The sequence below is a fragment of the Streptosporangium sp. H13245 genome (assembly GCF_055690525.1).
Genome location: NZ_JBSZKT010000026.1, coordinates 62,752 through 85,488, shown reverse-complemented (window position 1 = coordinate 85,488; position 22,737 = coordinate 62,752). Strand labels below are relative to the sequence as shown.

Annotated in this window: 22 protein-coding genes; 9 read left to right on the top strand and 13 right to left on the bottom strand. The window is 73.9% G+C overall.

The window, feature by feature from the left end:
* Positions 1 to 5: 5 nt before the first annotated feature.
* A complete protein-coding gene (locus ACW9TB_RS28220) occupies positions 6 to 1,214 on the bottom strand; it encodes a cytochrome P450 family protein (RefSeq protein ID WP_472751093.1) in 1,209 nt (402 codons plus the stop codon).
* Between the two features lie 104 nt (positions 1,215 to 1,318).
* Here ACW9TB_RS28220 and ACW9TB_RS28215 point away from each other — a divergent pair, with 104 nt between their 5' ends.
* From ACW9TB_RS28215 to ACW9TB_RS28205, 3 genes are all read left to right on the top strand, one after another.
* On the top strand, positions 1,319 to 2,539 hold the full coding sequence (locus ACW9TB_RS28215; protein WP_472751123.1) for a TetR/AcrR family transcriptional regulator: 1,221 nt from the start codon (positions 1,319 to 1,321) through the stop codon (positions 2,537 to 2,539).
* 108 nt (positions 2,540 to 2,647) lie between these two features.
* The gene (locus ACW9TB_RS28210) at positions 2,648 to 3,385 is read left to right on the top strand and encodes a sulfite exporter TauE/SafE family protein (RefSeq protein ID WP_472751092.1); all 738 of its coding nucleotides are present in this window, start codon (positions 2,648 to 2,650) and stop codon (positions 3,383 to 3,385) included.
* A 129-nt stretch (positions 3,386 to 3,514) separates the two neighbouring features.
* Positions 3,515 to 3,829: a hypothetical protein gene (locus tag ACW9TB_RS28205; protein ID WP_472751091.1), complete on the top strand. Its 315-nt coding sequence runs from the start codon at positions 3,515 to 3,517 to the stop codon at positions 3,827 to 3,829.
* Positions 3,830 to 3,891: 62 nt separating this feature from the next.
* Here ACW9TB_RS28205 and ACW9TB_RS28200 read toward each other — a convergent pair whose 3' ends face one another.
* Genes ACW9TB_RS28200 through ACW9TB_RS28185 form a run of 4 tightly spaced genes read right to left on the bottom strand, consistent with a single transcriptional unit; the run spans position 3,892 to position 7,119 of the window.
* The gene (locus tag ACW9TB_RS28200; RefSeq protein WP_472751090.1) at positions 3,892 to 4,656 is read right to left on the bottom strand and encodes a glycosyltransferase family 2 protein; all 765 of its coding nucleotides are present in this window, start codon (positions 4,654 to 4,656) and stop codon (positions 3,892 to 3,894) included.
* The gene (locus tag ACW9TB_RS28195) at positions 4,653 to 5,279 is read right to left on the bottom strand and encodes a class I SAM-dependent DNA methyltransferase (protein ID WP_472751089.1); all 627 of its coding nucleotides are present in this window, start codon (positions 5,277 to 5,279) and stop codon (positions 4,653 to 4,655) included. Before ACW9TB_RS28195 ends, ACW9TB_RS28200 begins: the two co-directional genes overlap by 4 nt.
* Before the next feature lie 50 nt (positions 5,280 to 5,329).
* A complete protein-coding gene (locus tag ACW9TB_RS28190; protein WP_472751088.1) occupies positions 5,330 to 6,133 on the bottom strand; it encodes a PIG-L deacetylase family protein in 804 nt (267 codons plus the stop codon).
* A complete protein-coding gene (locus ACW9TB_RS28185; RefSeq protein ID WP_472751087.1) occupies positions 6,130 to 7,119 on the bottom strand; it encodes an acyl-CoA dehydrogenase family protein in 990 nt (329 codons plus the stop codon). Before ACW9TB_RS28185 ends, ACW9TB_RS28190 begins: the two co-directional genes overlap by 4 nt.
* A 166-nt stretch (positions 7,120 to 7,285) precedes the next feature.
* Here ACW9TB_RS28185 and ACW9TB_RS28180 point away from each other — a divergent pair, with 166 nt between their 5' ends.
* Positions 7,286 to 7,696 (top strand): VOC family protein, encoded by a 411-nt coding sequence (locus ACW9TB_RS28180; RefSeq protein WP_472751086.1) that lies wholly within the window; start codon positions 7,286 to 7,288, stop codon positions 7,694 to 7,696.
* Between the two features lie 35 nt (positions 7,697 to 7,731).
* Here the strand turns inward: ACW9TB_RS28180 and ACW9TB_RS28175 are convergent, their stop codons facing one another.
* Positions 7,732 to 8,646, bottom strand: a complete 915-nt coding sequence (locus ACW9TB_RS28175) for a helix-turn-helix domain-containing protein (protein WP_472751085.1) — start codon at positions 8,644 to 8,646, stop codon at positions 7,732 to 7,734.
* A 250-nt stretch (positions 8,647 to 8,896) separates the two neighbouring features.
* A complete protein-coding gene (locus tag ACW9TB_RS28170; RefSeq protein ID WP_472751084.1) occupies positions 8,897 to 9,775 on the bottom strand; it encodes an alpha/beta fold hydrolase in 879 nt (292 codons plus the stop codon).
* A 115-nt stretch (positions 9,776 to 9,890) separates the two neighbouring features.
* Between ACW9TB_RS28170 and ACW9TB_RS28165 the strand changes: the two genes are divergently transcribed.
* On the top strand, positions 9,891 to 11,936 hold the full coding sequence (locus ACW9TB_RS28165; RefSeq protein ID WP_472751083.1) for an AfsR/SARP family transcriptional regulator: 2,046 nt from the start codon (positions 9,891 to 9,893) through the stop codon (positions 11,934 to 11,936).
* A gap of 70 nt (positions 11,937 to 12,006) precedes the next feature.
* Here ACW9TB_RS28165 and ACW9TB_RS28160 read toward each other — a convergent pair whose 3' ends face one another.
* The 4 genes from ACW9TB_RS28160 to ACW9TB_RS28145 form a co-directional block, all read right to left on the bottom strand.
* Entirely contained in the window at positions 12,007 to 12,315 is a 309-nt protein-coding gene (locus tag ACW9TB_RS28160) for a MiAMP1 family antimicrobial peptide (protein WP_472751082.1), read from the bottom strand.
* A 78-nt stretch (positions 12,316 to 12,393) separates the two neighbouring features.
* Positions 12,394 to 13,725, bottom strand: a complete 1,332-nt coding sequence (gene aspS, locus ACW9TB_RS28155; protein WP_472751081.1) for an aspartate--tRNA(Asn) ligase — start codon at positions 13,723 to 13,725, stop codon at positions 12,394 to 12,396.
* A gap of 604 nt (positions 13,726 to 14,329) precedes the next feature.
* Complete coding sequence (locus ACW9TB_RS28150) at positions 14,330 to 15,208, bottom strand: alpha/beta fold hydrolase (RefSeq protein WP_472751080.1); 879 nt, start codon at positions 15,206 to 15,208, stop codon at positions 14,330 to 14,332.
* Between the two features lie 3 nt (positions 15,209 to 15,211).
* Positions 15,212 to 17,899: a helix-turn-helix transcriptional regulator gene (locus ACW9TB_RS28145; RefSeq protein ID WP_472751079.1), complete on the bottom strand. Its 2,688-nt coding sequence runs from the start codon at positions 17,897 to 17,899 to the stop codon at positions 15,212 to 15,214.
* A gap of 96 nt (positions 17,900 to 17,995) precedes the next feature.
* On the opposite strand from ACW9TB_RS28145, the gene ACW9TB_RS28140 reads away from it, so the two are divergent.
* The 3 genes from ACW9TB_RS28140 to ACW9TB_RS28130 all read left to right on the top strand — a co-directional run bounded on the left by ACW9TB_RS28140 (position 17,996) and on the right by ACW9TB_RS28130 (position 20,259).
* Complete coding sequence (locus tag ACW9TB_RS28140) at positions 17,996 to 18,811, top strand: GNAT family N-acetyltransferase (protein ID WP_472751078.1); 816 nt, start codon at positions 17,996 to 17,998, stop codon at positions 18,809 to 18,811.
* Positions 18,812 to 18,908: 97 nt separating this feature from the next.
* Positions 18,909 to 19,478: a PadR family transcriptional regulator gene (locus ACW9TB_RS28135; protein ID WP_472751077.1), complete on the top strand. Its 570-nt coding sequence runs from the start codon at positions 18,909 to 18,911 to the stop codon at positions 19,476 to 19,478.
* On the top strand, positions 19,465 to 20,259 hold the full coding sequence (locus ACW9TB_RS28130; RefSeq protein WP_472751076.1) for an SGNH/GDSL hydrolase family protein: 795 nt from the start codon (positions 19,465 to 19,467) through the stop codon (positions 20,257 to 20,259). The genes ACW9TB_RS28135 and ACW9TB_RS28130 overlap by 14 nt, the downstream gene beginning before the upstream one ends.
* Before the next feature lie 15 nt (positions 20,260 to 20,274).
* Here the strand turns inward: ACW9TB_RS28130 and ACW9TB_RS28125 are convergent, their stop codons facing one another.
* Positions 20,275 to 21,111 (bottom strand): class I SAM-dependent methyltransferase, encoded by an 837-nt coding sequence (locus ACW9TB_RS28125; RefSeq protein ID WP_472751075.1) that lies wholly within the window; start codon positions 21,109 to 21,111, stop codon positions 20,275 to 20,277.
* Positions 21,112 to 21,158: 47 nt separating this feature from the next.
* Between ACW9TB_RS28125 and ACW9TB_RS28120 the strand changes: the two genes are divergently transcribed.
* Positions 21,159 to 21,728 carry a helix-turn-helix domain-containing protein gene (locus ACW9TB_RS28120; RefSeq protein WP_472751074.1) on the top strand — a complete coding sequence of 190 codons (570 nt, stop codon included), beginning with the start codon at positions 21,159 to 21,161 and terminating at the stop codon, positions 21,726 to 21,728.
* Positions 21,729 to 21,848: 120 nt separating this feature from the next.
* Here ACW9TB_RS28120 and ACW9TB_RS28115 read toward each other — a convergent pair whose 3' ends face one another.
* Positions 21,849 to 22,649, bottom strand: a complete 801-nt coding sequence (locus ACW9TB_RS28115) for a hypothetical protein (RefSeq protein WP_472751073.1) — start codon at positions 22,647 to 22,649, stop codon at positions 21,849 to 21,851.
* Positions 22,650 to 22,737 lie beyond the last annotated feature (88 nt).

Genomic DNA, 22,737 nt, shown 5'->3' with positions numbered 1-22,737 from the left:
GGGGGTTAGAGGGTCACCAGCAGGGAGGCCAGGCGCCAGGTGCCCGGGTCGGGGGCGCGTCCGGCGTTCTCCGGGGCCATGGCCAGGGTGGGGAAGCGGCGCAGCAGCGCCGTGAGCGCGACCTCGGTCTGTACGCGGGCCAGTGAGGCCCCCAGGCAGAAGTGCGGCCCGTGGGCGAATCCGAGGTGTCCGGCCGCCTGCGTGTCGCGGCCCAGGTCGAGCAGGTCGGGGTCGGCGAACGCGCGCGGGTCGCGGTTGGCGGCGGCGATCGCGGCGGTGACGGGCTCGCCCTTGCGTACCAGCGTGCCGTGCAGTTCGACGTCCTCGCGCGCGTAGCGGGGGATCGACAGCAGCGTCGGGCCGCACCAGCGCGTCAGCTCCTCGACGGCGCGCGGCATGAGGGCGGGGTCCTCGCGCAGCGCGGCGGCCCGGCCGGGGTGGGTGAGCAGGACCTCCACGGCGTTGGCGATGAGGTTCGTGGGCGTCTGCCCCGCCATGACCAGGTGCCAGACCATGGTGACCAGCTCGGTGTCGTCGAGCCGGTCGCCGTCGTCGGCCTGGGCGCGGATGAGGTCCGACAGCAGGTCGTCGCCGGGTTCGGCGCGCCGGCGCGCGACCGCCGCCTTGGCGCCCTCCATGATGCCCGGGATGGCGTCGGCGAACCCCTGGCCCATGCTTCCCACGACGGTGGCGCCGTACTCGCGCCAGCGCGGGCGGTCGGCGGCGGGGATGCCGACCAGCTCGCAGATGACGTCCATCGGCAGCGGCCGGGCGAAGTGTCCCAGCAGGTCCACCACGCCGTGCTCGGCGCGCTCGGGCAGGGTGTCGAGCAGGGCCTCGACGATCGGCTCGATCCTCGGCCGGAACTCGGCGGCACGGCGCGCGCTGAACGCGGGCGACACCAGACGGCGCAGCCGCAGGTGCTCGGGCCCGTCCATCTCGCTCATGGTCCGCATGTAGGGCAGGCAGTCCTCGGGCACGTCGGGCCGCATGAAGCTGGAGGCGTTGATCTCGAAGCGCGGGTCGCTCAGCATCGCCCTGACGTCCTCGTGCCGGGTGAGGGCCAGCATCGGGCCGAAGCCCGGGGCCACCAGCCGCGCCAGCGGCGAGACCTCCCTGGCGCGCCCGTAGGCGGCGAAGGGGTCGCGCAGCACCTCGGCGTCGGTGAGATGGATCTCAGGAACCTCGGGAACGCCTTGCTCGACAGCCGTCATGGATCCTCCGCACATTTCAGATGGCTTAAACAGATGATCTCATCATCTGAGTGGTCACGGTATCTTGGATCCCGATGGACGGCAACGCCGCTTCGAGGAGGACGATGGGCCGGCTCAGCAGGGCGCAGCTGCAGGAGCACAACCGCGCCAAGGTGCTGGCCGCGGCCGTACGGGAGTTCGCCGAGCGCGGTTTCCGCGACGCCAAGATCGACGCCATCGCCGAGCGCGCCGAGCTCACCCGCGGCGCGGTCTACTCCAACTTCCCCGGCAAGCGGGCCCTGTACTTCACCGTCCTGGCCGACCTCGCCGAGCGCGCCGGGCCGCAGGCCCCGGAGCCGGGCCTCACCCCCCGCGAGGCGCTCAGCGCGCTCGCCCGCGCCTGGCTGGCCCGCCTGCCCATGACCACCGACGAGCGGTACGGCCTGGCCAGGATCGGAGTGGATCTGATGCCCGAGATCCTCGCCGACGAGCGGGTCCGGCTGCCGTTCGCGCAGCTGATGAAGCTCGACGCGATCCTGCTCGGGCTCGCCCTGGAGCGCCTGCGCCCGCCCGCGACCCCCGACGGCCGCCTGGTGCGCGTGGCCGAGGTCGCGCTCACCACCCTGCACGGCGCCAACCAGATGGCCGCCGCCGCCCCCGGTTTCACCGACCCCTTCACCGTCGTCGGCGCCTGCGAGCGGCTCGCCGACCTCGGCCTCGACGACAGGTGGCCGTTCACGCCGTGGACCCCGCGGGCGCGGCCCGCCGACGAGCCGTGGACCCCGCCGCCCGCGGCGGACACGATCGACGCGGTACGCGGCGAGCCCGCGCGGCTCACCGGCGACGGCGTGGTGGCGATCCTCGGGCTGCACCGGCTGGAGGCCGTCGAGGAGGCGGTACGAGCCGCCCCGGCGGATGCCACGATCACCGCCGTCCTGGTCACCGGCGACCCCGGCGAGCTGGCACCGCTGGCGCGGCTGGTCGTCGCCGACCTCTGCGGCTGCCTGCGCCAGGCCTTCCCGCCCTCGGCGTGGCCGCGCCTTCAGGTGGTGTTCGACCCCTCGGGCGCCCTGGCCGCGGCGGCCGGGGTTCTGGCCGTCAGCGACGCGACCGAGGCCGCCGTCCGCGTCGAGGCGGGCCGGATCGTCGTCCGCGCCGACGGCCGCGGCGCGTGCCACACGGCCGCCTCGGCGACCGGCACGGCGGACGCGGGAAGCACAGGAAGCACAGGAAACGTAGGAAGCACAGGAAGCGTAGGAAGCGTAGGAAGCACGGCAGACGCGGGAGGCGCCGGGAGCGGGGCCGCGCCGAGCGGTACCGGGCAGTCGGCGGCCCCGGGGCGCTGAGAGCCCCGGCCGCACCCCGGAAGGGCGCGGCCAGGGGATTCGTCGGCTGACGCATCATGTACGGTCATCTGTGACCTCATCTCCCCCTTTCTCCCACCGGCGAGGCTGATGCCCTCCCTCGACGTCGTCCAGTGGGTGATCCTGCTGGCCGCCCTGTTCCTGGTGGGCTTCTCCAAGACCGGCGTCTCCGGTACGGGGACGGTGGCGATCGCCCTGTTCGCGCTCGTGCTGCCGACCAGGGAGTCCACGGGCACGCTGCTGCCGCTGCTGCTCGTCGGCGACGTGGTCGCCGTGGCCTCCTACCGGCGCCACGCCGACTGGCCGAGGCTGGTCAGGCTGTTCCCGTGGGTGGCCGCGGGCGTGGTCGCCGGGGCCGTGGTGGTGCGCTGGGTCGACGACGCGCAGATGAGACAGCTCATCGGGGCGATCCTGCTGGTGATCGTCGCCGTGCACCTGTGGAACCGGCGCCACACGCCGGAGGACTCGCTCGCCCACCGCCGCCCGGTGGCCGCCCTCGCGGGCGTCTTCGCGGGCTTCGCCACCATGACGGCCAACGCGGCCGGTCCCATCATGGCCGTCTACCTCCTGGCGGCGGGCCTGCCGATGCTGGGCCTCCTGGGTACCAGCGCCTGGTTCTTCCTGACGATCAACGCCTTCAAGGTGCCGTTCAGCGTCGCGCTGGGCCTGATCACCCCCTCCAGCCTCGTCTTCGCCGCACTGGGCGCCCCGGCGGTCCTCGTCGGGGCCGCGGCCGGGCGCGCCGTCGTCGGCCGCATCGACCGCACTCTCTTCGAACGGATCACGCTGGGGTTCACACTGCTGGCCGCGATACGCCTGCTGCTGTGACACCGGTCAGGGACCGTCCTGAGCGGGGTCACCGCGGGGAGGAGGGCGCGGACCTTCTCTGCTCCCCCAGCGTCTTCCCGCTCGGGCCGGCGAGTCCTCGGCCTGCCCGGCCAAGCCGGCTTTTCGCACGTGACGTTCCTGGCCACGGGCACGCGATGCGCGGCCCCTCGGTTCGCCGCCGTGGATTCGACCTACGACGGGCCGCCCATCGCGGGACCGGACGAGCTGCGTGCGGTCGCGAACGAATCGCGTTCGTTCAAGGCCACCACGGTGACCTCCATACGGACGGTCCGGATCTCCCCGGAGCACATCAAGCCGGGCGAGACGCTCGTGATGGAGTTTCGCGAGAACGCGAACACACAGGCGCCCTGGCGGCTCGGCGGCTGGCCGGCCCAGGCGGACACCCCGGTGCGACCGTGCACGCCCGTCGAGGACGTCAACTGAGGACCTCCCGCCTCGGGGCTCACCTCGCTGACGTCTCGGCTCGAACCGGGGATCTCGACGGGTCAGCGCGGCCGTCCGGACGCCCCGGGAGCGGGGAGGGCGCTGTCGTGTCCGAGCCGGGCCTCAAGCCGGGTGAGGAAGTGGCCGAAGCCGCCCGGCGCCCGGGGGTCGCGGCGCGCCGAGGTCACCACGCTCACCCCGGTGGTACGCAGGACCCGCCTGCCCGCCGACTCCAGGGCCCGGACCAGGGCGTCGTCCTCGCCGGTCGGCAGCGCGCCGAAGCCGCCGACCGCCAGGTAGGCGGCGGCGGTGACGCCGAGGTTGGCGCCGTGCACGTGCGGATGCCACCGCGCGCCGCCCGTCGTCTCCGTTGTCCCCGCTCCGGTGGCGTACCCCTCGGTGTACGCGGACCGCAGGCGCGGCGGGTAGCCCGACCAGTCGGTGACCGTCACGGTGCCGACGACGGCCTCCCACCCCTGGGAGGCGTACCGGAGCTGGCGGCCGAGCCAGCAGGGCGGGACCAGGGTGTCGGCGTCGGTGGTGGCGACCCAGACGGTGGCGGGATCCAGGCCCCGGGTCCGCCGCAGCAGCACCCGCGTACCCGCCAGCCGGGCCCGCCCGACGTTGGTCATGGTGCCCTCGACGACGGTCGCCCCGGCCCGCGCGGCCAGGGACGCCGTACGGTCGGCGCACGTGTCGGCGACGACGACCAGGTGGACCGCCACGCCGGGGAGCATGCGCCCGGCCAGGTTCACCGAGGCCAGGCAGGCGGGCAGCAGTTCCTCCTCGTCGCGGGCGGGCACCACGACTCCGACGGCCTGGATCACACGAGTCCTTCGGTCTCGGCCACCGAGGGGGCCGTGGGGCCGTTCAGGTAGACCTCGGCGAGGAAGTCCGGTTCGCGGTGGTCGACGAGGCGGGTCAGCTCCTCCCGCCCGGCGAGGGCGCGGTGCACCTCCTCGCCGCCGCGCGGGTACTCCGCGACGGGATGCCTCCAGTGCACCGCGAGCAGGGTGCCGCCGGGGCTCAGCGAGGTGGTCGCCAGGTCGAGCGTCCGGTCCAGGTCGGCGCCGCCGAAGTAGTAGAGCACCTCCGACAGCACGACGAGGTCGAACGCCCCCTCGTGCTCGGGCCACTCACCGGGCAGGACGAGCCGCCGCACCCGCGTCCCCGGGTGGGCGGCGGTGCGCTCCGAGGCCGCCGCGACCGCGACGGAGGACAGGTCGCAGGCGAGCAGCCGGTCGCAGCGCGGGGCGAGCAGGGCGGTGAACACCCCGATGGAGCAGCCGGCCTCGAAGGCGTTGCGGTAGCGGCGCGCGGGCAGCAGCGCGGCGCTGATGGCGTACTTGCGTTCCTCGTACCAGCGCGAGGTGAACCCCCACGGGTCGGACGAGGCCGCGTACATGTCCTCGAAGTAGCCCGGCCCGAGAGTCGCCGGATGAGTCGTCATCGGATACCTCCAGCGTGGATCGCCCGCGGGCGGTGGCCCCGGGGAGGACGTCAACGGAAGAGCACCTCGTGGTCGCGGGTGAAGTGGGCGACGATTCCGGGGGGCAGTACCGCCTCCAGACCGGCGTCGCGGGGTTCCAGCTGGCTGGCGAAACAGCCGATGGCCGCCCGTTTGCGGGCCAGGACCGCCGGTGGCAGGGGGATCCGCAGCGCCCGGTCCCAGGGCAGCCGCGCGTCGCCGGGCCTGGCCCAGTGCCAGGCCCAGATCGGGTAGAAGTAGGGCCGCAGCCCGGCCGAGGCCGCGGCCCGGCCCGCGGCCTCGTGGTCGGAGTGCACGTCCGCCTCCCACGGGGCCAGGCACACCTCGAACCCGGCGGACGCCTCCTTCAGCGCCCGGGTGAGCTCGTCCTCGCGGGCGGCCAGCCCCGTGTCGGGCATGCCCAGCCGTACGGTCTCGACGTTCTCCGCCCCCAGGGCCTTCAGCGCGGCCCGGGTCTCCCCCACCCGCCGCGCCACCAGCGCCGCCACGTCGGCGACGCCCGGGTGGGAGGCCTCGCCGTCGGTGACGGCGACCAGGCGCAGCCGTACGCCGGAGGCCGCCAGCAGCGACAGCAGCCCGCCGAGCCCCAGCACCTCGTCGTCGGGATGGGCGGCGACCACCACCGCACTGCGCCAGCCACCGTACGCGAGCGCCGGGAGGGCGCCGAGCCCCGGCCAGGCGCGCCACTCGGCCTCGGAGGTGCCCGGGGCGTCGATGGCGTTGGGAGCGGTACCGGCCAGGTTCGTTCCACCGGCCAGGTTCATTCCACCGGTCGGGTCGGCCAGGTCGGCCGGGCCGGTCCGGTCGGTGCTCACCAGCCCGCTCCCTGCTCGGCGACCAGGGCGCCCAGCGCGGCGAGGTCGCGTTCGGCGTGATGCTGGCGCAGGTAGACCGTCAGGTCGGCGACCCGGCGCCCGTGCGTGGCGTCGTGGGCGAGCGGCCCGGCGCCCAGCGCCCTTCCCACCCGGTTCATGACGTCGGTGGCCACGGCCTCCACCAGTGCCTTGAGACGCAGGGAGCGCGCCCTTCCCGCGTTCTTGAGGTCGTGGGGGTCGGCGTCGATCTCGTCGGCCGCCTCCTCCAGCGCGGTCCTGGCGGTCCGCAGCGCCACGTCGACCGCGCCCAGGTGGGCCAGGGCGTGCGGGCCGACGTCCCGCTCGGCCGCGGCGGCGAGCAACGTCTCGGCCACGCCCCTGGCTCCTCCGTACCAGCACGCGGCGACGCCCGCGCCGCCCTGGTGGAAACCGGGCCTTCTCACGTATCCGTCCACCGGTCCCACCGGTTCCGCGGGAATGCCGTGAACGTCGTCGAAGCGGACGTCCAGGGTGTCGCTGGCGGCCATTCCCGTCGCAGGCCAGCTGCCGTCCACCGGCCGCAGGCCCTCGGACGCCACGGCGAACAGCCGGGGGCCGTCCGGTGCCTCCGCGGTCACCAGGGCGTGGGTGCACACCCGCGCCCCCGAGCAGTACCGCTTGGTCCCGGACAACCGCCACCCCCCGGCCCCGGGACGCGCCGACAGGGACGGGCCGGGGGGCTGCGCCGCCCACACGCCCCACCGGCTCCCGGCCGCCGGTGCGGGACCGGCGAGCTCGGCGAGGATCGCGACGGCGTCGGTGTGCCCCTCGCACAGCCGTGCCAGCGACAGATCCCGCCGGGCCAGCGCGCTCAGCGCCTCCCAGCGCCGCCTGGTCCGCCCGGCGCCGGGCAGCGGGAGGTCCAGCCGCCCCGACTCCACCTCGGCGACGAACTCCCTTTCGACCTCACCGCGCCAGGCGGTGCCTTCCTGTCGTTCCCCGTCCATGGACGGGGCCTACCCTGCCGGGGGTATTCATATCATTCCTGGTAAAAGGGTTGATTATGCTCCAACAAGATCTTCGATGGGCGTCCGGAAAACGAAACAAACAGGCTCCCCGATGTTTTCGTTTACCTTTGTCGGCAAGTACTCGCGGCGACGAAAGGGAGAGCACATGTTGCGAGGACTTACCACCGTCAGATTCCACGCCGCCGATCTGGACGCGGCCAAGGAGTGGTACACCGAACTGCTGGGCGTCGAGCCGTACTTCGACAAGCCCGGGTACGCCGAGTTCCGCTTCGGCGACTACCAGCACGAGCTGGGCCTGCTCGACAGCCGCTACGCGCGGGAGCTGGCCGACGACGTGGAGACCGGCCCGGCCGGCGTCGTCACGTACTGGCATGTCGACGACGTGCCCGAGGCGCTCGACCGGCTGCTGTCCATGGGGGCCAAGGAACACGAGCCGCCCCGGGAGTTCGGGCAGGGATTCGTCGGCGCCTCGGTGATCGACCCCTTCGGAAACATCCTGGGCATCATGTACAACCGGCATTACCTGGACGTTCTCCACTCGAACGAAAAGGCCTGACCCGCTTTTCCCGTGGAGGACATCCGGCGGGACGCTCAGCCGTGGGCGCGCAGGGCGGCGATCACCCAGTCGAAGGCGGGAATGACCGAGGGGAACGGCTCTCGCCCGTTGAGGACGCCCAGCAGCTGCCAGTAGCGCTCCACCTGGGCGTCGGCGAGCATCCGGAGCCGTTCGCGCAGCCCGGCGCGCTCGGCGGGTGACAGGCGGGCCGCCTCGGCGATGCCCTCCAGGACGCGCCGGCCCTCGGCCGACTCCGGCGCGACCCCGTCGGCCAGCGCCCGGCCTGCCCTCTCCAGCACCAGCCGCCGCAGGTCGAGACCGGCGCCGATCCGGGGATCGGCGGAGCCGCCGAGCACGATCCGCCGCAGCCGTGCCCGGAAGTCCTCGTCGGCGACCAGTTCGGCCAGCTCCACCCAGGCGTCGACCTGGCCCGGCGTCGGATCGTCGGGCAGCTCACCGGGCAGCTCGCGCATCCACCCGGCGACGATCGCGGCGTCGTCGCCGAGGTCGATTCCCGCGAAGAGGTCGCCGACGAAGTCGTCGATGACCTGCTGCCGCTCCGCGGCGGACAGCTGGGCGAGTTTGTGCGTCATCAGTGTCTCCTCTGTCGTACTGCCACGCCTGGCGACCGTGCGGAGCACGGCGCGGCGAAGTCTCAGGGTCCGGATCTCCGCGTCCAGCGCCAGGGCGTGGACCCGCGCCACCTCGGCCACCGTGACCTGGCGGGCCAGGATCTCCTGGATGGCCTCCAGGCCGATGCCGAGCTCGCGCAGCGTCCGGACCAGGTCGAACCGGGCGACGGCCGCCGCGTCGTACAGGCGGTACCCGCCCTCGGAACGGCCCGTGGGGGGCACCAGGCCGCTGTCGGACCAGAAGCGGATCGTGTGCACCGGCAGGCCGGTACGGCGAGCGAGCTGGCCGATCGTGTAAAGCTCCGCGCTGTCACTCACGGGACGAATCTGCACCCTCAAGCCACATGAGAGTCAAGTCGCGGGGCCTCCGGGCTCACGGGGTGGCTGTCTTCGCGGGCGCACCGGGGTCCGGCGCGAGGCGACCGGCGCCGGTCGCCTCGCCCGCCGGTTCCCACCGGTTCCCGCCGCTCCGGACGGCGGACCATCGGCCCGATCGTTCGGCACGAGAGTCGTTCAGCGCGAGAGCCGTCCGGCGGAAGAGACCCCGTTCAGCGCGAGAGGCCCGGTCTCAGCGCGAGAGCAGGTCCCGAAGGGCCTTGGCGACGTCGGCGGGGGCCTCCTCCGCCATGAAGTGGCCGAAGGTGACGGAGAGGTGCCGCAGGTCGGGCGCCCAGGCACTCCACAGCGCCACCGCGTCGAAGCCGAGGGCGGCGCCCCAGTCCTGCTGGAGCACGGTGACCGGCATCCGCAGCCGGTTGCCGGCGTCCCGGTCGGCCCGGTCGTGGACGACGTCGATACCGGCGGAGGCGCGGTAGTCGGCCACGATCGAGGGGATGGCCGCGCGGGAGGCGTCCAGGTAGGCGGCACGGACGTCGGCGGGGATCGCCCCCGGGTCCTTGGTCCAGATGTCCAGGAAGTACCCGAAGAAGGCGTCGGAACTGGCGGCGATCATCTTCTCGGGCAGGCCCGGGGGCTGGGCCATCAGATAGAGGTGGAAGCCGACGGCGGCGCTGACACCGTGCATCACCTCCCACATGTCCAGCGTGGGCAGCACGTCCAGGCTGGCGAGGTGGGTGATCGTCTCGGGATGGTCGAGACCGGCGCGGACGGCGACCAGGGCGCCGCGGTCGTGCCCGGCCAGCGCGAAGCGCTCATGGCCCAGCGCGCGGGCCAGGGCGACGATGTCGGCGGCCATGGCGCGCTTGGCGTAGGTGGTGCCATCGGTCTCGGCCGGTTTGTCGCTGGCGCCGTAGCCGCGCAGGTCAGGGCAGATCACGGTGTGGTCGGCCGCCAGGTCGGCGGCGACGTGCCGCCACATCAGGTGGGTCTGAGGGAAGCCGTGCAGCAGCACGATCGGAGTACCCGTCCCCGCGACGGCCACGTTTAGGGACACGCCGTCGGCGACGGGGACGCGCCGGTAGTCGAATCCGGCGATGACAGGCGCCATGGTCGTGCTCTTTTCTCTAAGCGGTTGAATGCCTTCAGCCTGCCGGGCGTGAATGAGCATCCGGTCAGCGCGCTACCGTGGCCAGGGGCGATGCCCCGGGAAAGGACGGTCAGGGGTGCGGGTCGTGTTCGGGGTGCTGGGACCGGTGACGGCTTGGGACGCCGCCGGGAACGCGATCGCCCTCAGGGGGCCGAGGCACCGCGAGGTGCTGGCCCGGCTGATCGCCGCCCGCCGCCGCGTCGTCCCGGTCACCGGCCTGGTCGAGGACCTGTGGGACGACCCACCCCCCGGCGCGGTGAGCGCGGTGCGCACCTTCGTGGCCGCCCTGCGCCGCGCGCTGGAACCCGGGCGCCCGCCCCGGACGCCGCCCCGGCTGCTGGTCACCGAGGGGCCGGGGTACGCGCTGCGCGCGGAGCCGGGCGCGGTGGACGCCTGGCGCTTCGAACGGGCGGTGTCGGCCGCCGCGACGCTGCCTCCCCAGGACGGGCTCGCGCGGCTGGACGAGGCGCTGGACTGGTGGCGCGGGCCCGCCTACGCCGAGTTCACCGGCCGGACCTGGGCCCGTACGGAGCGCTCCCGCCTGGCCGAGCTGCGGCTGCACGCCGTCGAGCGCCGGGCCGAGATCCGGCTGGCCCTCGGCCTGGCCGCCGAGGCGGTGCCGGACCTGGACGCGCACGTGACCGAGCACCCCTGGCGCGAGGACGCCTGGCGGCTGCTGGCGCTCGCGCTGTATCGCACCGGCCGCCAGGGCGACGCGCTCGCCGTCCTGCGCCGGGCCCGGACGACGCTGGTCCAGCAGCTGGGGGTGGATCCGGGCCCGCCCCTTCGCCGCCTGGAGGCCGACATCCTCCACCAGGCAGACCATCTCGACCTCACCTCGGGGCCGGACGGGACGGCGGCCCGGATATGGGCGCGGACGGCCGCCGTCTACGACCGCACCGTGACCTCCGGGGCCCGAGCCCGGCTGGAGTCGACGGTGGGCCTGTTGCGCAGCCTCGCGATGACCGGGGGCAGTGGCCTGGAGGCCGCCCGCGGGCACCGTCTGGAGACCATCGCCGCCGCCGAGGAGCTGGGCGACGCGGAACTGACCGCCCGGGTGATCGGCGCCTACGACGTCCCGGCGATCTGGACCCGCTCGGACGATCCCCGGCAGGCGGCGCGCGTCGTGGCGGCGGCCGAACGCGCCCTGGCCGACCTGCCGCCCGGCGCGCACGAGGCGGTACGGGCCGGTCTGCTGGCCACGATCGCCCTGGAGTCGCGCGGCACCCGCTCGGCGCGCGGGCCCGAGGCCGCCCGCCAGGCCGAGGAGATCGCCCGCCGCCTGGACGATCCCGCGCTGCTGGCGTTCGCCCTCAACGGGGTGTTCATGCACACCTTCCACCGCGCGGGCCTGGCCCCGCGCCGGGACGAGATCGGCGCCGAGCTGGTCGCCCTGTCCACCCGCCACGGCCTGGTGACCTTCCAGATACTCGGGCACCTCATCCGCGTCCAGGCCCGTGGCGCGCTCGCCGACTTCCCCGAGGCCGACCGGCACGCGTCCGCCGCGGACCGGCTGGCCGAACGCCACGAGCGGCCGCTGGTGGAGGTGTTCACCCGGTGGTACCGGGCGCTGCGGCTCACCGAGGCCGGGCGGGCACCCGTGGCCGAGGCGGAGGCGGCCTACCGGGACGCCGCCGCGCTGCTGGACGGCGCTGGCATGCCCGGAATGGAGCACGGCCTGGCACCGCTCGCGCTGCTGTGCCTGCGCCTGCGGCACGCGCTGCCCGCCCCCACCGGCGAGCACATCGACTGGGGCCCCTACGGACCATGGGCGCGTCCCCTGGTGCTGCTGGCCCGAGATCGCCCCGCCGAGGCCGCCGAGGCGCTGCGCGAGGTCCCCGACCCGCCCCGCGACCTGCTGTTCGAGGCCCTGTGGTGCCTGGCCGCGCGGGCCGCGATCGCCGTCGGCGACCGGGAGACGATGGAACGCGCGTACGGCGAGCTCGCTCCCGCGGCGGCGGAGCTGGCCGGGGCGGGCAGCGGCCTGCTCACCCTGGGGCCGGTCTCCCGGTACCTCGGCGACCTCGCCGAAGCCCTCGCACACCACGGCAGCCCCGACAACCGCGACAGCCCCGGCAACGCGACCCGCTCCCGCCGGGCGCGGCTCCCCGGGACAGGGTGAGCCCCGAAGAGGTTGTCACCTCTTCGGGGCTCACCTTCTTCACGGGGTTCCCCGTCCCCGCGAGCCGGGATCAGCACTCAATGAAGATGCTCTGCCAGCCGACGGGCGTTCTCTGCTCCGCGCCGCTGTTGGCGGGAAGCCTGAAGTGCATCGGGCCCCGCCCGTCGGGCTGGTTGTACATGCGCGCGGCCTGACCGTCGCCGTACCACCGGTAGGACCCGTGGTAGGGGATGTTGGACAGCCCGCACGCCTGGACGAGAGCGGATCTGCCGGTGAAGCCCGGCCCCTCGTAGGCGATGTACTGCGAGGCGTGGGCGGCACCGGCGGTGATCACGATGATCCCCGCCGTCAGGACGGGGAGGAGAAAGGTTCTCTTCATGGTTACGCAGAGTAATCTAATGACTACTTACCGTAACGATACGTTATGGTTGCCCCGGCCCGCCGACGCCGGGAGACGCTACGGGGTCAGACGGTGCAGGTCACGGGGGAACAGGGTGGCTCGGCGGACGTTGTCGGCCCCGGTCAGCCGGGTGGTCCACCGCTCCAGGCCGAGGGCGAAGCCGCCGTGCGGGGGCATCCCGTGCCGGAAGGCGGCGAGGTAGCCCGCGTACGGCTCGGGCGACTCGCCCCGGGCCGCCAGGGCCGAGAGATAGTCCTCGTAGCGATGCAGGCGCTGGCCGCCGGTGACGAGCTCCAGCCCGCGAAAGAGCAGGTCGAAGCTGTTGGAGTACTCCGGCCTGCCGGGCTCGGGGTGGGTGTAGAAGGGACGTTTGGCCATCGGGTAGCCGGTGACGAACAGGAACTCGCTGCCGTGCTCGCGCAGCGCCCACTGCGACAGCCAGCGTTCGTGGGCCGGTGCGAGGTCGGGCTCGCCCCGGGGGTCCTCGCCGGTGTGGGCGGCCAGGAGCTCCTGGGCGTGGGCGAAGTGGATCTCCGGGATCCGTTCCGGGACGTCGGGCAGCCGGACGTCCAGCAGCGCGCACGCCTCGGCGGCGTGTCGTTCGACGGCGGCCGTCATGCCCGCGAGGACCTCGCGCAGCACGGCCATCACCTCGCGGTGGTCGGTGACGAAGCCGAGCTCGGCGTCCAGCGAGGTGTACTGGGCCAGGTGCCGCGCGGTGTCGTGGGGCTCGGCGCGGAAGACCGGCCCTGTCTCGTAGACGCGCTCGAAGACGCCGACCATGGCCTGCTTGAAGAACTGCGGCGACTGGGCCAGGTAGGCGCGGGTGCCGAACCAGTCGATCTCGAAGACGTTGGCGCCGGACTCGGTCGCCGAGGCCACCACCTTGGGTGTGTGGATCTCGGTGAAGCCGAGCGCGTCCAGCGCCGTACGGAAACCCGCGACCGAGACCGCCGAGATGGTGTGGGGGGCTCGCAGCAGCGGATGGCGCAGGGCGACCGGGGCGTTGTCGAGGACGGTCGGCAGGGTGGCCGTCACCGCGGGGCGGTAGAGGTCGAACGGCGGGGCCGCGGCCGGTCCCGACAGGGCGGTCACCACCGGGGAGGTGACCTCGGCCCCGCCGGGGGCCTGGGGGCTGGCGGTCACGGTCCCGGTGATCTGCAGGACGGTCTCTTCGGGGTGGCCACCGGCCATGGCCATCGCCTCGGGCTCGGTGACCACGGCCTGGACCAGGCCGGAGCGGTCCCGCAGGACGAGGAAGACCACGGATTTCAGGGTCCGCCTGCGGTGCAGCCAGCCCTGGACGGTCACCTGCTGGCCGATCCGCCGCGGAAGCTCCGCGGCCAGGACCCGGCAGGCGGACGGAACGATTGCGGATGAGGAGATCATCACAAACCTCTGGTCAGTGAGTGGTGATCCCTTGGGAGTGCGGGCGAGAAGGGAACTCGCGGTGCCACCGCACTTTCACCGCCGTGACGACGGCGGCCTCGATGGGCCCGGTGACGGGGGCCGGCCGGCGGGGCATTGGGCGCGGACGCCGTTTCTCCCCGCACTCGGGAGGGTCTTCGTCACCGGGGACAGGTCCGCCTTCGCAGCTGCCGGCGGCTCTCTCCTGCCTGCCCTGATCCCGTGACTACTCGTCTCCGTCAATGCGTTGCCGGAAGAGTACGCGTGCGCCGTCATGCGTCGCAACCAGGATCAGGGCGTGTCGAGGCCGCGGTACACCGGAACGCCCCCGGCGGTCTCCTGCGCGCCCACCCACCGAACCGGCGGCCGCACATGCCGCTCACCGAAGCTGCCGCTCACCGAGGCCGCCGCCCGCCGGAGCCGTACGGGGAGCCGGGCCGGTTTCTCGCGGGTCAGGGGATGTCGGGGAGCCGACAGCCGGACCGGCTCAACAACGCCGCCGACGCTGCCGCCAGCGCCGACACCGACATCACCGACACCGACACCGACACCGACACCAGCGCCGACGCCGCAGCCCAGGCGAGCGTCACCCGGCCGTGTGCGCGTGGATGGCCGCGGCCAGCTCCTCGTGCACCTCCGGCGGCAGTGTGTGGCCCATGCCCGCCACGATCATCAGCCGCGCCCCCGGGATCCGCTCGGCGATGATCGCGCTGTGGCCCGGCTTGGCCGGCTCGTGGCTGCCCTCGATGACCAGCGTGGGCGCCTTCACCTGGTGCAGCACGCCCACCGGCTCGAAGTCCGGCTTGGCCATGGCGGCCAGCCGGTGGTTGGCCACCGCCGACAGGTCGCGGGCCCGGTCGTAGATCCGTTCCTGCAGACGGCGCGCGGCGTCCTCGTCGAACGGCAGCCCGGTTCCGTGCAGCAGGCGCTGCTCGGCGATCATGCCGTCGATCCGGGTACGCCGGTCCTCCGGCGGCGGAGCGGCCATCAGCGCGCGGTAGAAGGCCACGAACTCCGGCGCCGGATCGGGCAGGCTCCCCTCGGGCTGAGGCTGCCCCATCAGGGCCCGCATGATCACCTGACCCTCGTGGCCGCCGAGCGGCGAGGAGCCGATGACGGTCAGCGAGCGCACCCGCTCCGGCCGCTCCACCGCGACGAACTGGCCGAGCAGCCCGCCCGCCGAGTGGCAGACCAGGTGCGCGCTCTCCAGGCCGTGGGCGTCCAGCACGCGGTAGACGTCGTTCTTGATGTCGTCCCACGTGTACGGCTCCGCCGCGAAGTCGACGGTGTCCGACCTGCCGGTGTCACGGTGGTCGTACCGGATCACCCGGCGGCCTCCGGCGGCGAGGCGGCCGACGAACTCGTCCGGCCACAGGATGCCCTGCGACATCGAGCCCATGATCAACAGGATCGGCGTGTCCGTCGCGGCGCCGAACTCTTCACTCCAGATGTTCACCTTGTGCATGTCTCAGAGCATGTCCTCTCCCGTTACGGGTGCCTTCTGTAGAACTACTAGCCGCGCCAGTTCCGTACGGGAGCCGATGCCCAGCTTCGGATAGATCTTGTACAGGTGGTACTCGACCGTGCGCGGGCTCAGGAACAGCCGGGCGGCGATCTGCCTGCTCGACAACCCGTCGGCGACCAGGCCCGCGATACGCAGTTCCTGCGGGGTCAGCGCGTCCAGCACGGCCGGGGGCGGGGCCTGCCCGCTCTCGCCCGCCGCCCGCAGCTCCCCCTGCGCGCGCCTCGCCCACGGTCTCGCGCCCGCCCGCTCGAAGGTCTCCCACGCCGTCCGCAGGTGCGCCCGCGCCTCGCCCGGCCGCTGCGCGCGGCGCAGGCGCTCCCCCAGCAGCAGGGCCGTCCTGGCCGCCTCGAACGGGTTGGTGTGCAGCCGCAACGCCTCGTCGAAGGCGTCCTCGGACGACTCGGCCAGGCCCCGGCAGCGGGCCAGCAGGGCCTGCGACTCGGGCGTCGCGGCGTGCGCCGACCACCGCCGGTAGGACTCCAGCGCCGCCCGCGCGCCCGCGTCGTCGCCCGCGCCCACGGCGGCCTCCACGCGATCGGGCGTCGTCCGCCACACCACGGTGGGATGCCCGGCGCCCGGCCCCGCCGCGACGAGGGCCGTGAAGCGGTCGTGCGCCGCGACGTGGCGTCCCAGGCACAGGTCGAGCAGCGCCAGCGCGTACGCGGCGACCCCCGCCCGCAGACCCACCCGATGCGGTACGGCGATGGCCAGCGCCTCGCGGGCCTGCCGTTCGCAGGTGTCCTCCTCGCCGCGCAGCGCCGCCAGCACCGCCAGGTTGGCCAGGTGCGCGGCCACCGTGTTCTCGTACCCGGCCTCACGGGCCAGCTCCAGGCCCTCCTCGGAGACGGCCTGGCTGCTCGCCAGCCGCCCCGCCATGCGCTCGGCCGTCGCCACGAACTCCAGCACGACCGGCAACTGCCCGGTCATCCCCGACATCCTGGCCACCCGTCCGGCCCGTTCGGACATCTCGGCCGACAGGTCCGCCTCGCCCAGCTGGCTGGCCGCTGCCGCCGCCCACAGGTACTCCGCCGCCTCCCCCAGCTCACCGGCCCGCGCCAGCGCCCGCCGCAGCAGGCCGGGCCCGGCGGCGTCGCCGTCCAGCGTCAGGCCGATCCCGGCCACCGTGTCCCGCAGGAATCCCTCCGGGTGCGCCGCCGCCCGCCGCCCGAGCTCGACGACGGCCACCATGTCACCGACGTACGAGGCGGCCTCGGCGGCATCGGCCAGCATGTCCAGGCTGTCGCCCGCCGCCAGGATCCGCACGGCCTCGGCGGCGTCGCCGGAGTTCAGTTCGAACCGGCCCCGGAGCTGGGCGATCTCCATGGCGAGGCCGGCGTCCGTACCGGCCCGGTCGCGGGCCTCGGCCAGCAGCGACTCCGCCTGCCCAGGGCGGCCACCGAGCCAGGCCGCGACGGCGGCGTCCTTCAGGCGGGCGGCTCGGGCGCGCGGCCCGGGGGTCAGCTCGGCGGCCCTGGCCAGGGCGGTGGCGGCGGTGGCGTACCCGCCGCGGTCGCGCGCCCGCTCCGCGGCGGCCACCAGCTCGGCGGCGACCCGCTCGTCCTGACCTGTTGCGGCTCCGGCCAGGTGCCAGGCGCGGCTGTCGCCCTCGGTCATCTCCGCCAGCGCGGCATGCGCCCGGCGGACGTCGGCGGGGGTGGCCGCCTCGTGCACCGCCGACCGGACGAGCGGATGGCGGAAGCGCACGCGGGTGCCCGAGAGGGCGGCCAGCCCGGACTCCTCCAGCTCGGCCAGCGCCGCCCGCCCGGTCCCGGCCCGTGCCGTTCGCCCGGTGGACAACCGGTCGGTGGCGCGCAGGACCAGGTCGAGATCGGCCTCCACGGCGGCGACCAGGGCGAGCAGCCGGGCGGGGGGAGACAGCGCGGCCACCTGATCGCCGAACAGCCGGGCACCGCCGGGCAGCGGGTCGGGCAGCGGTTCGCGTCCGGCGAGCTGCGCGGGCGTCAGGCGGGCGGCGATCTCGCCCAGGGCGAGCGGGTTCGCGCGGGTCAGCGTGATGAGTTCCCGCGCCACCCCGGGCGCCACCCCGTGGCGGGACTCCAGCATCTCGGCCGCCGCGGCTCCGGGCAGGCCGGGCACGTCCACCGTGAGCGGCACCCCCTTGACCGGGGCGTCCCCGCGTACGGCGAACAGCATCGCGATCCTCTCCGTCCCCAGCCGCCTGGCGGCGAACAGCAGCGCGTCGGCCGAGGCCCGGTCGACCCACTGGAGGTCGTCGACCACGCAGATCAGCCCGTCCGGCGCGGCGGCCTCGGCCAGCAGCGAGAGCACACCGGCGGCCAGCAGGTACCGGTCGCCGGTGCTGCCCGGGGCGAGTCCCAGGGCCGCGCGTACCGCGTCGCGCTGCGGTCCGGGGAGCGCGCCGAGCGCGCCGGTCACCGGCCACAGCACCTGGTGCAGCGCCGCGAACGCGAGGTCGGACTCGGGTTCGACGCCGGTGGTGCGCAGCACGCGCATCGTGCCGCCTCGCCCGGCCGCCGCGTCGAGCAGGGCGGTTTTGCCCGCGCCCGCCTCGCCCCGCAACACCACCGCGCCGCCTGAGCCGTCGCGGGCCCGTACGATCACCTCGTCGAGCGCGCCGATCTCCGCTGATCTGCCGTAAAGCACGAGCACCCACTGTAGGAGACCCCGAGCCGGGCCGCGCGGCCGAGGCGCGGTCGCCGCGTAATGGAGTGGCACCGGCCGTGGGCCGCTGTTTTGATGCTGGTCATGACTTTCACCGCGTGGCTGGACCTGCTTGAGCACTACTACGACGCGGTTCCGCGGCGTGAGGCCAGGGCCGAGGAGCACGGGCCGCTCACCCTTTTCGTACGGGAGGGTGAGGGGTGGCCCTTCTACGCGCGACCGGCCCTGGGCGGGTCGGGGCCGGTGCGGGCCGAGGACGTGACCCGGGTCCGCGAGCGGCAGCGCGAGCTGGGCATTCCCGAGAGCGTCGAGTGGGTCGCCGAGACCACGCCCGCGCTGCGCGCCGCGGTCGAGGGCGCGGGGCTGACGGTCCACGAGCACCCCCTGATGGTCCTCGGCACGGACGCCGCCGTGCTCGCGCCCGAGGTGGCCGTGCCGGTACGGATCCTGGAGGCGGACGACCCGGCACTGCCCTCCGCGCTGGCGGTCCCCCACCTCGCCTTCGCCGAGCCGGGCACCGGTGTCGGCGCGGCCGGTGAGCCGCAGCTGGCGGAGCTGGTGCTGGCCCAGGCGGGCGACGGCTCGCTGGAACGCGAGGCCGCGCGCGTCCGGGCGGGCACGACGGTGTGCGCCGCGGCCGTCGAGGGCGGTACGGCGCTGTGCTCGGGCCGCCACAACCAGGTCGGAGAGGTCAGCGAGATCGTGGGGGTCGGCACGCTGCCCGCCGCGCGCCGTCGCGGCCTCGCGCTCGCGGTCACCGCGGCGCTGGTCGCCGACGCCCGCTCCCGGGGGGTGAAGGCCGTCTTCCTGTCGGCCGGGGACGAGGACGTCGCCCGCATCTACGGCCGTCTCGGCTTCCATCGCGTCGGCACGGCGCTGATCGCCGAGCCCGCCGGGTGAGGAGCACCGGGGTCACCGATCCGGAACCCAATACTCAAAAAAGTGATTAGTCATGTAATTGAGTATGATGACGGGAAACCGGGAGGGGGGCGTCTCGATGGCGTTGCGACACGCCGTGCTGGCGGCGCTGCTGGACGAGGAGCTCAGCGGATACCAGCTGGCCAAGGCGTTCGACACGGGGGTGGCGAACTTCTGGCACGCCCTGCCTCAGCAGCTGTACGCCGAGCTGGCCAAGCTGGAGAAGGACGGGCTGGTCACCGGCCGGGAGGTGGTCCAGGACACCCGGCCCAACAAGCGCCTGTTCAAGGTCACCGAGACCGGCCTGGCCGAGCTGGAACGGTTCGCGGCGACCGCGAGCAAGCCCTCCTTCATCCGTGACGACCTCCTCGTCAAGGTCCAGGCCGCCGACCGCCTCGACACCGACGAGGTGATCGCGCAGCTCACGGAGCGAGCCGCCCTCGCCGACGCCAAGATCGGGCTGTTCGGCGGGCTGCTGCGGCGGATGCGCGGCGACAGGAGCGAGGAGGAGTTCCTGCGCCACGGTGAACGCGTCGGCCCCTACCTGACCTGCCTGCGCGGCCTCGCCTTCGAGCAGGGCAACCGGGACTGGTGCCACCGCAGCGTGGCGATCCTGCGGGAAAGGCAGGTCTCCCATGCCCGGCGGTAAGTATCTGCGCTACGTCGCCCTGGGCGACAGCCAGACGGAGGGGCTCGGCGACGGCGACGACGGCACCGGCCTGCGCGGGTGGGCCGACCGGCTCGCCGAACAGCTCGCGGTGGACAGTCCCGGCCTGCGATACGCCAACCTGGCCGTACGCGGACACCTCGCCGCCCGGATCCATGCCGAGCAGCTCGGCCCCGCCCTCGCCCTGCGCCCCGACCTGGCCACCGTCGTCGCCGGGGTCAACGACCTGCTCCGGCCCCGGTTCGACGCCGACGAGGTGGCCGGCCACCTGGAGGCGATGTTCGCCGCGCTCACCGCCCAGGGCGCCCGCGTGGCGACCGCCACCTTCCCCGACCCCGCGAGGATCACCCCGCTCGCCCGCCCGATCAGATCGCGCGCCGTCTCCCTCAACGACCGCATCCGCGCCGCGGCCATGCGCCACGGGGTCGTCGTCGCCGAGACCTCCCACCACCCGGTCGTCACCGACCCGAGGCTGTGGAGCCGGGACCGGCTGCACGCCAGCCCCCTGGGGCACGAGCGGATCGCGGCGGCCGTCGCCCACGCGCTCGGGCTGCCCGGCAGCGGCGACTCCTGGACCCATCCCCTCCCCCCGCCGGAGGCCGCCTCCTCCGGCTGGCGTACCGCGGCCGTCGAGTTGCGCTGGGCCGCCGCCTTCCTCGGTCCCTGGGTCGGCAGACGCCTGCGGGGCCGCTCCTCGGGCGACGGCCGTACGGCCAAACGCCCGCACCTCCTGCCCATGGGCGGCGATCCACGGCTCCCCTGAGGGCTCGCGGGCGTCCTACGGCCGCCCGGCCACCCAGAGGGTCCGGGTGGTGCGGACGGCGAGGTCGTCGCGCCGCAGGACATTGTCGCCCCCGTCTCCGTCGACGAGGAGGTCGAGCGCGGCCAGGTCTCCGGCGTCCAGCGAGCCGTCGAGGCGGGCGCGTACATGCCGCAGGGACGCCTGGGCGTAGCGGCGGGCGGCGGCCGGGAGCGGATGCCGCAGTTCGACGGCGAAGGACCGCTTCGCCTCAAGGGTGAAGCCGGCCGGGGACAGGTGCGCGCTCGCGGTGTCGTGCGGTTTCCCGCCCCGGGCGGCGTGGAGGCGGTCTTCGAGCCCGGGGCGGCCGAGGCCGATGTCGTCGGGCAGGAACCGAGGGAAGAAGTCCATCTCGCTGATGACCAGCAGCCCGCCGGGGCGCAGCGCCGTGAAGACCTCGGCCAGGGCGTGGCGGGGGTCGGCCAGGTGGTGCATGGACGAGGCCGCCCACACCAGGTCGACGGTGCCGAGATCCGGCCACGCGCCGTCCAGGTCCGCCTGGACGGCGCGGACCCGGTCGGCCACGCCGAGATCGCGGGCCCTGTTCTCCAGGCGGTGCAGCATGTGGGGAGAGACGTCCAGGGCGGTCACCTCGGCGCGCTCGAAGCGCCCGAGCAGGGCGAAGGTGCCGCTGCCGGTCCCGCTGCCCAGGTCGAGGATCCGGCGCGGGGGCCGATCGCCGGTCAGCTCTCCGAGCCAGGCGGTCACGTCGGACAGGTACGCGTGCAGTACCTCGGCGTCGAGGTCCAGGAGCTCGGCCATGGCGGCATCGTCGGCACCGTGCGGCGAATGGTGATGTTCGTGATGGTTCTTCATGCTTCGACGGTAATAGCGCTTTGCGCCAGGGACATACACTCTTGCGTATGAAGCAAGAAGGTGATGTGGACGGCATCGTCCGCCAGCGCCTCAAGGGGCTGCGCCTGGCCCGGGGCTGGTCGCTCGACGACCTGGCCGAACGCTGTTACATGAGCCCCTCCACCCTGAGCCGCATCGAGACGGGCCACCGGCGGATCAGCCTCGACCAGCTGACCTCGCTCGCGCGGGCCCTGGGGACCTCGCTCGACCGGCTGGTGGAGTCCGCCGACGACGAGGACGTGGTCATCAGGCCGCAGCGCGACGAGGTGCGGGGGGTGACCACCTGGCTGCTGACCCGGGAGCCGGGGCCACACGGCGTGACCGTGGCCAAGATGCGCATCACCGAACCGGCACGCGGGGACGGCACCGACGAGCTGGGAGTCCATCCCGGCAGGGACTGGCTCACCGTCCTGTCGGGAACCGCCGTGCTGCTGCTGGGAGAGCGGACCATCCTGGTGGAGACAGGCCAGGCGGCGGAGTTCTCCACCATGGTCCCCCACGCCGTCCGGGCCCACGACGGACCGGTGGAGATCCTGTGCATCCTCGACCACGACGGGCAGCGCACCCACCTCCGCTGACCTGGTGAGGGAACATCGGACGGGGGAACGAGGTCACGACCCGGCTCGGCCGCGCCCGAGGGGAACGACGAGCGAGGGGGACGACACGCGCGCCACTCGGCCGGGTGCGCGCCTCGCCGTTCACGAGAGTGTCAGGACCGGCCGGGTGGAGCAGGTGTCGGCGATGTCCTCGCCCTCCGGGCCGTGGACGAGCTCCGCCATGTTCGGGTTGCGGTTCGCGGTGGCGAGGGGCAGCCAGCCAAGCAGGTAGCCGTAGCCGCCGCAGACCGATTCACCGCCGTCTCCGCCATGAACGGCGGAGACGGCGGTGCTCAGCTCGGCGCGGTAGGTGTCGTAGGCGATGCGCAGGCCGAAGGCGTTGGGCTGCCGGTGCGGTCCGTCATGGGGGCCGTAGGGGATCCGGTCGAGGGGGCACTCGTCGCCCCAGCGAAACAGGGTGCCCGTACCCGCGCCGCAGGCATGCTCCCACTCGTCCGGGCTCGGCATCCGCAGACCGCGCCAGGCGAGGACGGCGGGCATGTCGGCGAGGAGCTCCTCCAGAGGCTCGTCCTCGACGGCCATGAGGACGGTGGGCACGACCGCTGTCCGGCGAGGGCTCAGCAGGTGGGCGAGATGAGCGCGGAGATCCTCTCCATGGCCGAACCCGTCAGCCAGGCTCTCCGCGTAGTCCGCTTCCTGCTCGGGCGTCGGCTGCCAGGCGTCCAGGTCGAATCCGAGACTGACCGTGCCGCCCGGGACCAGCGCGAACTCCTGCCCGTCCCTCTCGACAAGGACACGGTGGAACTCACCCCCGAGGTGCTCGACCGCTTCAACGCGGGACACCCGCCCCGCCGCCAGGGAGGCCGCTTCCCGCGCGATCCTTCGTGCCGCGGCCTCGTCGACGGTCCGCCAGCGGTCGAGGCTGAGGTCAGCAAGAGACATGGCGCAGAGTGTCGCACGGTGGACCGACATAATCCGCGGTGGCCGCACGCGGTCCCTGCCGCCCGGCGTACGGCGTGCGCTTCCTTAT

Coding starts and splice junctions, on each gene's coding strand:
- ACW9TB_RS28220 (WP_472751093.1), bottom strand. CDS start 1,214: ATGACGGCTGTCGAGCAAGGCGTTCCCGAGGTTCCTGAGATCCATCTC.
- ACW9TB_RS28215 (WP_472751123.1), top strand. CDS start 1,319: ATGGGCCGGCTCAGCAGGGCGCAGCTGCAGGAGCACAACCGCGCCAAG.
- ACW9TB_RS28210 (WP_472751092.1), top strand. CDS start 2,648: ATGCCCTCCCTCGACGTCGTCCAGTGGGTGATCCTGCTGGCCGCCCTG.
- ACW9TB_RS28195 (WP_472751089.1), bottom strand. CDS start 5,279: ATGACGACTCATCCGGCGACTCTCGGGCCGGGCTACTTCGAGGACATG.
- ACW9TB_RS28185 (WP_472751087.1), bottom strand. CDS start 7,119: ATGGACGGGGAACGACAGGAAGGCACCGCCTGGCGCGGTGAGGTCGAA.
- ACW9TB_RS28180 (WP_472751086.1), top strand. CDS start 7,286: ATGTTGCGAGGACTTACCACCGTCAGATTCCACGCCGCCGATCTGGAC.
- ACW9TB_RS28170 (WP_472751084.1), bottom strand. CDS start 9,775: ATGGCGCCTGTCATCGCCGGATTCGACTACCGGCGCGTCCCCGTCGCC.
- ACW9TB_RS28160 (WP_472751082.1), bottom strand. CDS start 12,315: ATGAAGAGAACCTTTCTCCTCCCCGTCCTGACGGCGGGGATCATCGTG.
- aspS (WP_472751081.1), bottom strand. CDS start 13,725: ATGATCTCCTCATCCGCAATCGTTCCGTCCGCCTGCCGGGTCCTGGCC.
- ACW9TB_RS28150 (WP_472751080.1), bottom strand. CDS start 15,208: ATGCACAAGGTGAACATCTGGAGTGAAGAGTTCGGCGCCGCGACGGAC.
- ACW9TB_RS28140 (WP_472751078.1), top strand. CDS start 17,996: ATGACTTTCACCGCGTGGCTGGACCTGCTTGAGCACTACTACGACGCG.
- ACW9TB_RS28135 (WP_472751077.1), top strand. CDS start 18,909: ATGGCGTTGCGACACGCCGTGCTGGCGGCGCTGCTGGACGAGGAGCTC.
- ACW9TB_RS28130 (WP_472751076.1), top strand. CDS start 19,465: ATGCCCGGCGGTAAGTATCTGCGCTACGTCGCCCTGGGCGACAGCCAG.
- ACW9TB_RS28125 (WP_472751075.1), bottom strand. CDS start 21,111: ATGAAGAACCATCACGAACATCACCATTCGCCGCACGGTGCCGACGAT.
- ACW9TB_RS28120 (WP_472751074.1), top strand. CDS start 21,159: ATGAAGCAAGAAGGTGATGTGGACGGCATCGTCCGCCAGCGCCTCAAG.
- ACW9TB_RS28115 (WP_472751073.1), bottom strand. CDS start 22,649: ATGTCTCTTGCTGACCTCAGCCTCGACCGCTGGCGGACCGTCGACGAG.